Annotated in this window: 13 protein-coding genes, 1 rRNA gene and 1 riboswitch; all 14 genes read right to left on the reverse strand. The window is 41.5% G+C overall.

The annotated features are described in order from the left end of the window. Positions 1–45: 45 nt before the first annotated feature. On the reverse strand, positions 46–1,317 hold the full coding sequence (gene purD / locus AC1DUW_RS07150) for a phosphoribosylamine--glycine ligase (protein ID WP_053344211.1): 1,272 nt from the start codon (positions 1,315–1,317) through the stop codon (positions 46–48). Positions 1,318–1,336: 19 nt separating this feature from the next. Continuing rightward, positions 1,337–2,869, reverse strand: coding sequence for a bifunctional phosphoribosylaminoimidazolecarboxamide formyltransferase/IMP cyclohydrolase (gene purH, locus AC1DUW_RS07155; RefSeq protein ID WP_477642262.1), 1,533 nt, complete (start codon positions 2,867–2,869; stop codon positions 1,337–1,339). A 27-nt stretch (positions 2,870–2,896) separates the two neighbouring features. Continuing rightward, positions 2,897–3,466, reverse strand: a complete 570-nt coding sequence (gene purN / locus AC1DUW_RS07160; RefSeq protein WP_053344209.1) for a phosphoribosylglycinamide formyltransferase — start codon at positions 3,464–3,466, stop codon at positions 2,897–2,899. Continuing rightward, complete coding sequence (purM, locus tag AC1DUW_RS07165; RefSeq protein WP_053344208.1) at positions 3,463–4,491, reverse strand: phosphoribosylformylglycinamidine cyclo-ligase; 1,029 nt, start codon at positions 4,489–4,491, stop codon at positions 3,463–3,465. The genes purN and purM overlap by 4 nt, the downstream gene beginning before the upstream one ends. 42 nt (positions 4,492–4,533) lie before the next feature. After that, positions 4,534–5,949 (reverse strand): amidophosphoribosyltransferase, encoded by a 1,416-nt coding sequence (gene purF / locus AC1DUW_RS07170; RefSeq protein WP_053344207.1) that lies wholly within the window; start codon positions 5,947–5,949, stop codon positions 4,534–4,536. Continuing rightward, the gene (purL, locus tag AC1DUW_RS07175; protein WP_477642263.1) at positions 5,934–8,156 is read right to left on the reverse strand and encodes a phosphoribosylformylglycinamidine synthase subunit PurL; all 2,223 of its coding nucleotides are present in this window, start codon (positions 8,154–8,156) and stop codon (positions 5,934–5,936) included. The genes purF and purL overlap by 16 nt, the downstream gene beginning before the upstream one ends. Then, entirely contained in the window at positions 8,140–8,826 is a 687-nt protein-coding gene (gene purQ / locus AC1DUW_RS07180; protein WP_053344205.1) for a phosphoribosylformylglycinamidine synthase subunit PurQ, read from the reverse strand. The genes purL and purQ overlap by 17 nt, the downstream gene beginning before the upstream one ends. After that, entirely contained in the window at positions 8,823–9,077 is a 255-nt protein-coding gene (gene purS / locus AC1DUW_RS07185; protein WP_053344204.1) for a phosphoribosylformylglycinamidine synthase subunit PurS, read from the reverse strand. Before purS ends, purQ begins: the two co-directional genes overlap by 4 nt. Next, the gene (purC, locus tag AC1DUW_RS07190) at positions 9,070–9,789 is read right to left on the reverse strand and encodes a phosphoribosylaminoimidazolesuccinocarboxamide synthase (RefSeq protein ID WP_053344203.1); all 720 of its coding nucleotides are present in this window, start codon (positions 9,787–9,789) and stop codon (positions 9,070–9,072) included. Before purC ends, purS begins: the two co-directional genes overlap by 8 nt. Before the next feature lie 103 nt (positions 9,790–9,892). Further along, a complete protein-coding gene (gene purB, locus AC1DUW_RS07195; RefSeq protein WP_053344202.1) occupies positions 9,893–11,185 on the reverse strand; it encodes an adenylosuccinate lyase in 1,293 nt (430 codons plus the stop codon). After that, positions 11,182–12,342 (reverse strand): 5-(carboxyamino)imidazole ribonucleotide synthase, encoded by a 1,161-nt coding sequence (gene purK / locus AC1DUW_RS07200; protein WP_053344201.1) that lies wholly within the window; start codon positions 12,340–12,342, stop codon positions 11,182–11,184. The genes purB and purK overlap by 4 nt, the downstream gene beginning before the upstream one ends. Beyond that, positions 12,326–12,814, reverse strand: coding sequence for a 5-(carboxyamino)imidazole ribonucleotide mutase (gene purE / locus AC1DUW_RS07205; protein WP_053344200.1), 489 nt, complete (start codon positions 12,812–12,814; stop codon positions 12,326–12,328). Before purE ends, purK begins: the two co-directional genes overlap by 17 nt. A 168-nt stretch (positions 12,815–12,982) precedes the next feature. Beyond that, a riboswitch (purine riboswitch) is annotated at positions 12,983–13,084 on the reverse strand. 74 nt (positions 13,085–13,158) lie between these two features. Beyond that, entirely contained in the window at positions 13,159–13,350 is a 192-nt protein-coding gene (locus AC1DUW_RS07210) for an NETI motif-containing protein (protein WP_053344199.1), read from the reverse strand. A 328-nt stretch (positions 13,351–13,678) separates the two neighbouring features. Then, positions 13,679–13,794 (reverse strand): 5S ribosomal RNA (rrf, locus tag AC1DUW_RS07215). Positions 13,795–13,803 lie beyond the last annotated feature (9 nt).

Below are 13,803 nucleotides of genomic sequence, written 5' to 3' on the forward strand. Positions count from 1 at the left end.
TCTAAAGAAGAAGCTGACTCTCTTAGAGTCAGCTTCTTTCAAATATCATGATAAATTGTATTGAATGGCACGATAACCGATATCTGTACGCCAAAACAACCCGTCTTTTTCAACATGACTCAATTCTTTATATACTTTAGCTTGAGCAGAGGCTAAATCTTTTCCTTTTGCAGCAACCAGAAGCACACGGCCACCGTTTGAAACAAAAGATCCCTCGCTATTTTTAGCAGTTCCAGCATGATAAATATGAGCATCTGGATTAATCTTGTCCAACCCTTTAATGATTGAATTCTTTTTGTAATCTCCAGGATACCCCTCTGCTGCCACCACTACACCAAGTACTGCATCTTCATGCCATTCAAGTTGTAAATCCTTACCTAAAAGGACCGCTTCAAGCGTATCAACGAAATCCGTTTTTAGCCTCGGTAAAACAACTTGCGTTTCCGGATCTCCAAAACGAGCATTGAACTCAATGACTTTTGTACCTTTTTCCGTAGCAATTAATCCGGCATATAAAATACCGGTAAAACGACGATCTTCTGAAATCATCGCATTTACTGTCGGCTGCAAGATTGTTTCGACAGCTGTCTGAACCATTTCATCGGAAATTTGCGGCACCGGTGAATAGGCACCCATTCCTCCTGTGTTCGGACCTTGATCTCCGTCGAAAACGCGCTTATGGTCTTGGGCGATAACCATCGGATACACTTTTTCACCATTCACGAATGCCATCAACGAAAATTCCTCGCCATCGAGAAATTCCTCAATAACAACTTTGGCAGAAGCTTCTCCAAACTTAGCCCCGACAAGCATATCGTGGATGGCGTCTAACGCCTCTTCCATCGTCATTGCGACTACGACACCTTTGCCTGCAGCCAAGCCATCTGCCTTAATAACGATGGGCGCTCCTATTTTTTCAATATAAGCCTTTGCAGAATCAAAATCAGTAAACGTTTCATATTCTGCTGTCGGAATGCTGTAGTTCTTCATTAAATCCTTAGCGAAAGATTTACTTCCTTCAATGACCGCAGCCCTGCTATTTGGGCCGAACACCTGTAGGCCCGCTTTAGCAAAGTCGTCAGCTAGTCCATTCAATAATGGCGTTTCTGGTCCAATTACCGTCAATGAAACTGCATTTTCTTTTGCAAAAGCAACCAAATCCTCATGATTTGTTTCTTCAATAGGCACCAGATTTGCTACATCGGTCATGCCCGGATTTCCTGGTGCTGCAAAAACTTTCTCCACCCGTTTACTTTCAAACAGTTTGCGGGCAATAGCATGCTCCCTGCCACCCCGGCCAATCACTAGTACATTCATTATCGCACCTCATCTTTGATTAATGTTTAAAGTGACGAATCCCTGTGAATACCATTGCAATTCCATATTCATCAGCTTTCTTGATTGAATCTTGGTCTTTTACAGAGCCACCCGGTTGAATGATTGCCGTAACTCCTGCTTTCGCTGCCGCTTCAACAGTATCATCCATTGGGAAGAAAGCATCCGATGCCAAAGCACTGCCTGTTACTCTTTCACCGGCTTGTTCTAGCGCAATTTTTGCAGCTCCGACACGGTTCATTTGACCAGCGCCAACGCCTAATGTCATTTGATCGTTACATACCACGATTGCATTTGATTTCACATGCTTCACGATTTTCCAGCCAAGTTCTAGGGCTTTCCACTCTTCAAGGGTAGGTTCGCGTTTTGTTGCTACTTTTACTTCTGCATCCTTCAAACTATGTGCATCACGATCTTGTATAAGTAATCCGCCTTCAATTGAAGTCAATTTACGCTCAGGTTTTTTAGCTGCGTTGAAATCAATCGTTAATAAGCGAAGGTTTTTCTTGCTTGTTAATACTTCCACTGCTTCTTCTTTAAACGCAGGAGCAATGATGATTTCAAGGAAAATTTCATGAAGCTTTTCTGCAGTTGCTTTATCTACTTCACGGTTCAGGGCAATGATTCCACCAAAGATGGAAGTAGAATCCGCCTCGTATGCTTTTTCGTACGCTTCTAATATGGTTGTTCCGACACCGACGCCGCAAGGATTCATATGTTTGACAGCTACTGCTGCGGGCTCATTGAATTCTTTTACAATTTGAAGTGCAGCATCTGCATCATTAATGTTGTTGAAAGAAAGCTCTTTTCCGTGTAATTGCTTCGCTTCAGCAATTGAGAAAACAGAACCAAGCGGTTTTTTATAAAAAGCTGCCTTTTGATGCGGATTTTCTCCATAACGAAGCGACTGTTTCAATTCATAAGTAACAGTCAATGATTCTGGATTCTCTTCTTCAGCAAGCTCTGTCATGTATTCAGAAATAACAGCATCATATGCTGCTGTATGGCGGAAGACTTTTGCAGCCAGACGGCGATTCGTTGTTTTTGAAACTCCTCCGTCTTTCAGTTCAGCCAATACGGTTGGATAATCATTGGAATCAACGATAACCGTCACATACTCGTGGTTTTTTGCAGAAGAACGAAGCATTGTCGGTCCACCGATATCAATGTTTTCAATTGCATCTTCTACAGTAACATCCGGTTTAGAAATTGTAGCTTGGAATGGGTATAGGTTTACACAGACAAGTTGAATAGGCTCAATATTATGTTCTGCAAGCTGTGCCGCGTGATCTGCATCACCATGTTTTGCTAAAACTGCTCCATGGACATTCGGATGAAGCGTTTTAACGCGTCCATCTAAAATTTCCGGGAAACCAGTGACGTCACTGATTCCAATCACGTCTACACCATTATCCTGCAACGTTTTTTTCGTACCGCCGGTTGAAATAATTTCAAACCCTGCTTCTATTAATCCCTTAGCAAATTCTACAATACCTGTTTTATCCGATACACTAATTAAAGCACGTTTCTTCATGGTATGTTGGTCCCTCCATAATGTATGTTATTTCTTTTGGAATAGCTGCTGTAAAACGGATGGATACATGCCATGTTCCGTTTCCTGAATCCTTATTTGGAGAATGTCTTTCGTATCTCCTGCAAGAATCGGTACTGTCTTTTGGGCAATGATTGGGCCCGTGTCCATACCATCATCGACATAATGAATCGTGACCCCGGTTTCTTCCACTCTTGCGTCAAAAGCCTGACCAATTGCATCCTTGCCTGGAAAATTAGGCAAAAGTGAAGGATGAATGTTAACAATTCTGTGTGAATACGCCTGTAATAATGTCGGCCCAATTAAACGCATATAACCAGCTAGAATAATAAATTCAACCTCAAGTTGACGAAGTATCTCCAAAATTTCCGTTTCAAACTCGACCTTACTTGAGTACTTTTTCGCTGAAAAAGAGAAGGTTCTAATATTCTCAAGCCTAGCTCTTTCAAGCACATAAGCATCTTCACGATCGCAAACAACAAGGCAGATTTCCGCGTTCAGAACTCCATCTTTTATTGCGTCAGCAATTGATTGGAAATTACTTCCGTTACCTGATGCAAAGACTGCGAGACGCTTCATTGTTTAAACGACACTCCATTTCCATCCACAATTGTTCCAATAACTGAAGCCTGTTCACCGCATGACTGTAGATGAGCAACCACAGCGGCCGCATCCTCTTTTTTCACTACAGCAGTCATGCCAATCCCCATATTGAAAATATTGAACATTTCCTCTTGAACAAGGTTCCCTTTTTCTTCAAGGAACGAGAATACAGGTGGAATGGTCCAACTTCCAAGCCCGATTTCAACACCGCAATCTTCAGGAAGAATACGTGGAATATTCTCGATGAATCCTCCACCCGTAATATGGGCAAGTCCCTTAACTTCAAACTTTTCAAGTGTGGACAAAATAGACTTGACATAGATTTTTGTCGGTTTCAATAATTCATCGCCTAATTTGCAGTCAAGCTCCGGTACGAATTCATGTAGATCCATTCCTGAATCTTCAAGGAGGATTTTACGAACTAGAGAATATCCGTTACTGTGAATACCACTTGAAGCAAGCCCAATAACAACATCACCCGCCGAAATTGTCTCACCCGTAATTAAGCGTGATTTTTCAACAGCTCCAACAGTAAATCCTGCCACATCATACTCTTCCGTTTCGTACATACCTGGCATTTCCGCCGTTTCACCACCGATTAAAGCGCAGCCTGCCTGCTCGCAGCCGTCTGCAATGCCTTTGACTATCATTTCAATTCGTTCAGGATCCGCTTTACCGCAGGCAATATAATCTAAAAAGTACAAAGGCGCAGCGCCTTGAACGACAACATCGTTAACGCACATAGCTACACAATCTACCCCAATAGTATCATGTTTATCCATCATGAACGCGAGCAGAAGTTTTGTCCCGACTCCATCCGTTCCTGAAATTAGCACAGGCTCTTTAAGGTTCAGGGAAGACAAATCAAACATTCCTCCGAAACCGCCCAGTCCATTCATTACCTCCGGACGAAATGTGCGCTTTACATGTTTTTTCATTCGATTTACTGCTTCATAACCAGCTTCTATATCAACACCAGCCTGCTTATATGCATTAGCCATTTGAAATCCTCCTCCGAAAATCACTCTTTATTTCCGACATTATTAACATTTTGCTTTTTCTCGCTCGTAATCATAAATTTCTGTCGGATAATTTCCGGTGAAGCAAGCTAGGCATGAACCGCGCGTTTCTCCAGGAAACGGACGACCAATTGCTTCGACCATACCTTCGACACTTAAAAAAGTTAATGAATCAGCACCAATGATTTCACGTATTTCCTCCACCGATTTAGAGCTCGCGATTAATTCTTCCTTTTTCGATGTATCAATACCATAGAAACATGGGTTTTTAATTGGTGGTGAGCTGATTACAACGTGAACTTCTTTTGCTCCTGCATCTTTTAGCATGCGAACAATCCTTCTGCTCGTTGTTCCACGTACGATTGAATCATCAACCATAATGACACGTTTACCCTCTACGACCCCTCTTACCGGTGAAAGTTTCATCTTCACACCTTGTTCGCGTAGACTTTGTGATGGCTGAATAAATGTCCGGCCAACATAACGGTTTTTAATTAAGCCCATTTCATAAGGAATACCTGCAGCTTCAGCATAGCCAATTGCCGCAGAAATGCTTGAATCAGGAACTCCTGTGACGACATCGGCTTCAATCTTAGCTTCAAGTGCCATTTGCTTACCAAGATTTTTACGAGCGGTATGAACATTAATTCCATCAATGTTGCTATCTGGACGGGAAAAATACACATATTCCATCGTGCACATTGCATGTTGACTTGAAAGTGAAAAGTATTCGGATGTGATGCCCTCATCATTAATGACCACAAGTTCACCCGGTTCAATATCACGGACGAATTCCGCTCCTACTATATCAAGGGCGCATGTTTCTGATGCTGCGAAATACGCATCGCCTATTTTCCCTAGGGAAAGTGGGCGGAAACCATGCGGATCTCTTGCCAAGATCATTTGGTTTTCTGTCATGACGACGAATGCATAAGCACCCTTCAACATGCTTAAACTGCTTTTCACAGAATCTCTCACATCGGAATAACCAGAACGTTTAATCAAATGTGCTAGAACTTCCGTATCCGATGTCGTTTGAAAGATTGAGCCCTGTCCTTCTAGCTGTGCTTTTAACTGACGAGCATTGACGATATTCCCATTATGAGCGAGAGCCAGCCCCCCTGTATGTGAATTAAACAAGAAAGGCTGAACATTTTGATACCCGCCGCCGCCTGCCGTTGTATAGCGGACATGTCCGATCGCGGCTTTTCCTGAACCGGAAAGTTCCTGCATTTTTTCAGCTGTGAATATCTCAGTGACAAGACCTTCACCCTTCGAGATAGACATCTGCTCACCATCTGTAACAACGATGCCTGCTCCCTCTTGACCACGATGTTGCAAGCTATGCAACCCGTAATAAGCAAGCTGTGCTGCATCGGGATGTCCCCAGACTCCAACTACGCCACACTCTTCATTTAGGCTTCTTATTTCAGCAAGCATGGTATAGCTCCCTTCCAAGCTGTTTGTAATTCTACAACGTCTGCTACCAATACGTTGTTATCGCCGCCTGCCGTCACTACTAATTTATTATCCGCTGTTACTGAACCAATACAAACGGCATCCTCAACAAGTGCTTCAAAAGCCTTTTGATTTTCAGGACTTATAGATAGTAAAAAGCGTGATTGCGTTTCACTAAACAGTTCGGATACGAGTTCCCCAGATAAATTTACTTTTGCTCCAAGGTTACTTGCTCCGAATAGAGATTCAGATAAAGCAACCGCCAAACCACCTTCCGCGAGGTCATGAGCTGATGAAATAAGTCCTGATTGAATCGCTGAAAGAATTTGCTGCTGACGCTTTTGTTCAACAGTTAAATCAAGTTCTGGAGCACGCCCAAATATTTTTCCTTCAAGCATTTTTTGTAACTCACTGCCCCCAAATTCCACTTTCGCTTCGCCGACCACATAAATCAAATCTGATTCATTTTTGAACGTTTGCGTTGTGATATGTTGAAGATCGTTCACTAGGCCTACCATACCAACTACTGGTGTTGGATAGATCGCTTCCCCATTCGTTTCATTGTAAAGAGAGACATTTCCTCCAATTACAGGCGTACTTAAACTTCGACAAGCTTCACTCATCCCGTCTGCCGCTTTTTCCAATTGCCAAAAGATTTCAGGTTTTTCTGGATTTCCAAAATTCAAGCAATCTGTAATTGCTAGAGGTTCTGCACCCGAACAAATAATGTTACGAGCCGCTTCAGCAACTGCAATTTTACCGCCTGTTTCAGGATCCAAGTAAATATAGCGGGAGTTACAATCTGTCGTCATCGCAAGGGCCTTATTTGTGCCTCGAACACGTACAACTGCTGCATCTGATCCAGGTGACACGACTGTATTCGTACGCACCATATAATCATATTGGTCGTATACCCATTCTTTACTCGAAATTGTCGGTTGCTGCAATAATGCCAAAAGGGTTTCTCTGTAATCTTCAATGTTTGGTACTTCTGCCGTCATGCTTTGGAAGTCACGGAAATATTGCGGTTCTGCAGATGGCTTGTGATAAATTGGTGCTTCTTCAGCCAATGCATCAACTGGAACCTCAGCAACGATTTCACCCTGATGAGAAAGTGTTAGGTTTTTATCATCCGTTACTTCACCAACAGCAACCGCTTCTAGGTCATATTTCGTAAACAAGTCAACGATTTCCTGTTCGCGTCCTTTTGTAACAACGATCAGCATCCGCTCTTGTGATTCAGAAAGCATCATTTCATATGCTGTCATTCCAGTTTCACGTTGCGGTACCAAATCAAGGTTCATTTTTATTCCTGATCCAGCTTTACTCGCCATCTCAGCAGATGAGCTTGTAAGACCTGCTGCTCCCATATCCTGAATACCAACAAGAGCATCATTTTGAATTAATTCAAGGCATGCTTCTAAAAGCAGTTTCTCCATGAATGGATCACCTACTTGTACGGCAGGCCGTTTTTCTTCTGAAGACTCCGACAACTCTTCAGAAGCAAATGTTGCTCCATGAATACCATCACGTCCTGTTTTAGCACCCACATACATCACTGTGTTGCCTACTCCATGCGCTTGGCCTTTTTTAATGTCCTTATGATCGATCAAACCGACACACATTGCATTAACTAGAGGATTTCCTTCATAAGATGGATCAAATTGAATTTCTCCGCCTACAGTTGGAATTCCGATACAATTTCCGTATCCTGCAATCCCAGCAACCACTTCTTTAAATAAATATTTCACACGATCATTCTCAAGCTCACCGAAGCGAAGCGAGTTCAACATCGCAATGGGACGGGCACCCATGGAGAAAACATCACGGATAATACCGCCGACACCAGTAGCAGCACCTTGATAAGGTTCAATTGCCGATGGGTGATTATGACTTTCTATTTTAAAAACAACTGCCTGATTGTCACCGATATCTACAATACCTGCTCCTTCACCAGGACCTTGAAGCACTTTCTCACCTGTAATCGGGAATTTCCTTAAGATGGGTTTTGAATTTTTGTAGGAACAATGCTCTGACCACATAACCGAAAACAATCCAGTTTCCGTATAATTTGGCAGTCTGCCTAAGATTTTCTCCACCATTGCAAATTCTTCATCGGATAGTCCCATACTTGCATATAAACGATCCAATTTAATTTTTTCCGGACTTGGTTCAAGCTGTAATAACATGTGATTCCCTCCAGTTTTTTACGATGGATTGAAAAATCTTTAAGCCGTCTTTACTGCCAAGCAGCGAATCAACAGCACGTTCGGGATGAGGCATCATTCCGAGGACATTTCCTTGTTCATTTGTAATTCCCGCTATTTGCTCCAAGCTTCCGTTTGGATTCTCACCATCATAAGTGAACAAGATGCGGTTATTTTGTTTTAATTCAGCCAATGTTTCATTATCACAGTAGTAATTTCCTTCACCATGAGCCACTGGTATCGTAATCGTTTCATGTAGTGAATAGCCTGTTGTAAACATGGATTGATTATTTTCAACCTTCAATCCTACATTGCGGCAAATGAATTTCAAGCCATCATTACGGCGCATTGCTCCAGGTAAAAGGCCTGCTTCAAGTAAAATCTGAAAACCATTGCAGACGCCAAGAACAGGCTTTCCTGCTTGAGCTGCTTTTACAACTTCCGCCATTACATTGGAGAAACGGGCAATTGCACCTGTGCGTAGATAGTCTCCGTAAGAGAAACCGCCTGGAAGAAGAATCCCGTCATATTCATCTAGATTGTCTGTGGAATGCCAAACATACTCCACTTCTTCCCCGAGTGCATCTTTTATCGCATGGTACATGTCGACATCACAATTGGAACCAGGGAAAACTATGACAGCAAATTTCATTGGGTGACAACCTCCTCAACATCATATCGGTAAGATTCAATTACCGTATTGGCTAATAGTTTTTCACACATTTCCTTCACCAGCTGATCCAAATCACGGTCCGTATCTTCAATTGTGAGTTCAATGTATTTCCCCACGCGTACATCACTTACTTCGTTATAAGTTAAACTGTGAAGTGATTGCTGAACTGCTGCTCCCTGTGGATCTAATACACTTTCGCGTAATGTGATATATACCTTAACCTTATACATGTTGAATACCCTCCAACTTTGCTAGAATTTTTTCATAAGCGTCTGTTAAACTACCTAAATCACGACGGAATACGTCTTTGTCTAATTTTTCGTTCGTTGCTACATCCCATAAGCGGCACGTATCGGGTGAAATCTCATCAGCCAGTAGAATAGCTCCATCCGATGTTTTACCGAACTCCAATTTAAAGTCAATCAATTTAATGTCCATTTCTTTAAAGAAGGTTGTTAAAACCTTATTAATTTCTTGAGCTTTTTCTTTTAAAATGGCTACGTCTTCCTTGCTTGCAAGTTCTAATTCTTCAATATGGTCTTCTGTTAACAGAGGATCACCGAGTTCATCATCTTTATAATAAAACTCAACGAGCGTTTTCTTCAGTGGTTGTCCTTCTTCAATGCCCGTTCTTTTAGAAAAACTGCCAGCAGCTGTATTTCGAACGACCACTTCCAGAGGAATAATTGAGACCTTTTTAACCAGCTGCTCCCGGTCGGAAAGCTTTTCAATAAAATGGGATGGAATATTTTCTTGGGCAAGCTTTGAAAATAGTAAGCTAGTAATTTGATTATTTAACATACCTTTTCCAGCAATCTCTGACTTCTTTTCACCGTTAAACGCTGTAGCCGAATCCTTGTATTCCACCCATACTATTTCACTGTTGTCAGTTGCATAAATCTGTTTCGCTTTTCCTTCATACAGCAATTCTCGTTTTTCCATCTGTCCAGACCTCCACATTGTGAATATTATGAATCTTCTTGCTATTAGTTAGGCTTGGCAAACATATCAACCGCTTGGGATGGTATGTTTGCCGCCTTTATTTTTATAAACCTAAACGATCAAAGATTACATCAACATTTTTCAGATGATGTGTAGGATCGAAACAATCATCAAGTTCTTCTTTTGTAAGCAAGCTTGTGATCTTATCATCCTTTTCAATCAGGCTTCTGAATGGAACCTGAAGCTCCCATGCTTCCATCGCTTTCGGTTGAACCGTGTCATATGCTTCTTCACGGACAAGACCTTTATCGATAAGGGATAGCAGCACACGTTGTGAGAAAATCAATCCAAGTGTACGGTCCATATTACGTTTCATATTTTCTGGATAAACAGTTAAGTTTTTCACGATGTTGCTAAAGCGATTTAACATATAGTTTAAAGCAATTGTTGCATCCGGTAAGATGATACGCTCAGCAGAAGAATGTGAAATGTCACGTTCGTGCCATAATGCTACATTCTCATATGCTGTCATCATGTAACCACGGATTACGCGTGCCATTCCTGTCATATTTTCAGAACCGATTGGATTCCGTTTATGAGGCATCGCCGAAGATCCTTTTTGTCCTTTAGCAAAGAACTCTTCGACTTCACGTGTTTCACTTTTTTGTAAGCCACGAATTTCCACCGCGAATTTTTCAATGGATGTCGCAATTAGAGCCAACGTGCTCATATAGTGAGCATGGCGATCACGCTGCAATGTCTGTGTTGAAATAGGCGCTGCTTCAAGGCCCAGTTTTTCACAAACGAATTTTTCAACGAACGGGTCGATGTTTGCATATGTTCCGACAGCCCCAGAGATTTTTCCAACCTCTATGTTTTTTCTGGCTTCGTCGAAACGTTCGACATTGCGTTTCATTTCTTGATACCAAAGAGCAAGTTTCAAACCAAAAGTAGTCGGTTCTGCATGAACTCCATGTGTACGTCCCATTTGGACCGTATATTTATGTTCTTTCGCTTTGTTTTTCAGAATCTCAACAAAGTTATTTAAATCCTTCGAAAGGATATCATTCGCTTGTTTAATCACATATGAAAGGGCTGTATCAACTACATCCGTAGAAGTTAATCCGTAATGCACCCATTTCCGTTCTTCACCTAATGTTTCAGATACGGCACGTGTAAAGGCAACCACATCATGACGTGTATCTTTTTCAATTTCATTGATCCGATCCACATTAAACGTTGCATTTTCACGAAGAAGTTGTACATCTTCTTTTGGAATTACACCAAGTTCAGACCATGCTTCACAAGCTAAGATTTCTACTTCCAACCACGCGTTAAAGCGGTTAGTTTCTGTCCAAATATTTCCCATCTCAGGGCGGGTATAACGTTCAATCATTTTACTTCCTCCGTTTCAACCTGTTGATTCCATATTTTACTTCGATTACTTTCTAAAAGAGCTTCCTCAATCGTTGGACGTAAAATATTCACATGCCCCATTTTCCGTTTCAGCTTGGCTTCTTTCTTTCCATAAAGATGAACCTTCCAATCTGAAAGCTTTGGAATTTCAACCAGTAAAGGTTCCATATGTTCACCTAGAATATTTACCATTACTACTGGTTTCAATAATGCCGTATTTCCGAGCGGCCAATTGCATACAGCACGTATATGCTGCTCGAACTGAGACGTCTCACACGCTTCCATTGTGTAGTGACCAGAGTTATGAGGCCTTGGTGCAAGCTCATTAATGATGATCTCATCCTGATCGGTTAAAAACATCTCGACAGCCAATGTCCCTATCAAACCAAGTTTCTCAGCAAGCTGTAAGGCCTCTTGAATCGCCTTCTTCTCAGCCTGCTTACTGATACGAGCAGGTACAATACTTTTATGAAGGATATTTTCAACATGAATATTTTCCGCAATCGGAAAATGACTTACCTCGCCATTTGTTTTACGCGTCACGATAATTGAGATTTCTTTTACGAAAGGGATCCAGGCTTCTAGCACACATACACCTGTTTGGAGCAGGGTTTCTGCCTTTCTAATATCGGCTTCTTCCTTAATGACCAACTGCCCTTTTCCATCATAACCGCCGCGCGTCGTTTTTAACACACTAGGGTACCCTATTTTTTCTATATGAAGATAAATTTCTGAAATATCCTGTATTTCTACATATGGAGCAACAGATGCTCCTGCATTCGATATGGCTTTTTTTTCAGTCAAGCGATCCTGTGTAAGCTTTAATAATTCTGACCCTTGTGGAAGATACGCATGTTGCTTTAACCAATCTAGAGCGTCTGAACTGATATTTTCAAATTCATAGGTTATGACGTCACTGACATCCGCTAATCTTTTCAATGCATCAATATCATCATAAGCACCAGTGATTTCAATATCTGCCACTTGCGCACATGGGCCATCTGTAGTTGGTTCAAGAACTGCTATTCTAAAGCCCGATGCCTTAGCCGACAAGGCCATCATTCTGCCTAATTGTCCACCGCCAATAATTCCAATGGTCTGTCCCGGTAAAATGATTGTATTATTTAAGTTGTTCACTGCTCTGTAACACCTTTTCTCTGGTTTCGTCTCGTAAAGCCTCTAATCTATCAGCAATTTTAGAATCGAAAGCAGCTAATATCTGAGCTGCAAACAAACCAGCATTGACTGCTCCAGCTTTCCCAATTGCCACCGTCGCAACCGGTACGCCACCAGGCATCTGAACAATCGATAATAACGAATCCATACCATTTAACGCCTTCGATTGAATAGGCACGCCAATCACAGGGACAATCGTTTTCGCTGCCGTCATACCTGGAAGATGAGCTGCCCCACCTGCACCAGCAATAATCACTTTAAGGTCTCGCTCTTTTGCACTCTCTGCATATTCAAATAACAAATCCGGCGTACGGTGGGCGGAAACGACTCTTTTTTCATATGGAATCTCGAGCTGTTCCAATGATTCACATGCATATTTCATCGTTTCCCAATCTGAGACACTTCCCATAATAACCCCAACTTGCGGCTTCATATCTTTCCCTCCAACACTCATATTAAAACGTCCTGAGTATGCAGATGGACGCTTATAATTATCTATATCAAATTAAAAAACCGGGCAGACTGCTTCCTCATAGAGAAAGCAATCTGCCCGGAAGAAAGCCTTTAAAAAAAACACAAAAAGACTTGGCTAGTTTCCGAATTAGTCAGATGCTTTTCTCATAGTCCAATGATTTACGGTCATTAGGTAGATACTTTTGGGCCATATCCCCAGGATTATATGAGATGTATTAATCTAACTTCATCTTACCTTCACGCCTTTTTAATGTCAAGATAAAATCGAATATTTTTACAGGATATCAAAAAATCGTTCGTGTTTTACTCGATTAATTTCGCTTCGAATACGATTTTTCTATTAACTGGCTCATAATGAACCTTTCCATTCTCGATTCTTTCGGCAAAAATAGGTTCTTCTGTTCGCCTTACAGGAAAGTAACCTGCTGCTTTAATTCGTTCTAGACATGCATCAATTGTTTCTCCATCTATTACTTCAAACTTTTTCTTACTCACAAAACCGTTCCTTTCCCGAATTCTATATTGTTTACCTTCCTTCGCATCAATACTTCGCTTATATTCATTAATAAATTCTTCCTAGTATAATGAAAAGAACAGATAAAGGCAAGATTTATTCCCGAAGAAATCCATCGCCATTTTAATAAGTGAATACTTTTAAAATTCCAAAAATAAGGCCAACCTAGAAAAAGGTTTTTCTAGAAAAATACCATCCTGGTTTATCGCATATCGACTCCCTGATTATCAACCCTATTTTATTCGATACTCTTTCCCATTTTATAAACACAAAAAAAGACCAGCCAAGGATGGCTGATCTTTTTGAATGGCTTGGCGGCGTCCTACTCTCACAGGGGGAAACCCCCAACTACCATCGGCGCTGAAGAGCTTAACTGCCGTGTTCGGAATGGGAACGGGTGTGACCTCTTCGCTATCGCCACCAAACAATAAAGG

It is taken from the genome of Peribacillus sp. P4_C12, from assembly GCF_056402095.1.

What these genes read in the sequence shown, in the direction of transcription:
- purD (WP_053344211.1), bottom strand. Translation starts at nt 1,317, where the DNA reads ATGAATGTACTAGTGATTGGCCGGGGTGGCAGGGAGCATGCTATTGCC.
- purH (WP_477642262.1), bottom strand. Translation starts at nt 2,869, where the DNA reads ATGAAGAAACGTGCTTTAATTAGTGTATCGGATAAAACAGGTATTGTA.
- purN (WP_053344209.1), bottom strand. Translation starts at nt 3,466, where the DNA reads ATGAAGCGTCTCGCAGTCTTTGCATCAGGTAACGGAAGTAATTTCCAA.
- purM (WP_053344208.1), bottom strand. Translation starts at nt 4,491, where the DNA reads ATGGCTAATGCATATAAGCAGGCTGGTGTTGATATAGAAGCTGGTTAT.
- purF (WP_053344207.1), bottom strand. Translation starts at nt 5,949, where the DNA reads ATGCTTGCTGAAATAAGAAGCCTAAATGAAGAGTGTGGCGTAGTTGGA.
- purL (WP_477642263.1), bottom strand. Translation starts at nt 8,156, where the DNA reads ATGTTATTACAGCTTGAACCAAGTCCGGAAAAAATTAAATTGGATCGT.
- purQ (WP_053344205.1), bottom strand. Translation starts at nt 8,826, where the DNA reads ATGAAATTTGCTGTCATAGTTTTCCCTGGTTCCAATTGTGATGTCGAC.
- purS (WP_053344204.1), bottom strand. Translation starts at nt 9,077, where the DNA reads ATGTATAAGGTTAAGGTATATATCACATTACGCGAAAGTGTATTAGAT.
- purC (WP_053344203.1), bottom strand. Translation starts at nt 9,789, where the DNA reads ATGGAAAAACGAGAATTGCTGTATGAAGGAAAAGCGAAACAGATTTAT.
- purB (WP_053344202.1), bottom strand. Translation starts at nt 11,185, where the DNA reads ATGATTGAACGTTATACCCGCCCTGAGATGGGAAATATTTGGACAGAA.
- purE (WP_053344200.1), bottom strand. Translation starts at nt 12,814, where the DNA reads ATGAAGCCGCAAGTTGGGGTTATTATGGGAAGTGTCTCAGATTGGGAA.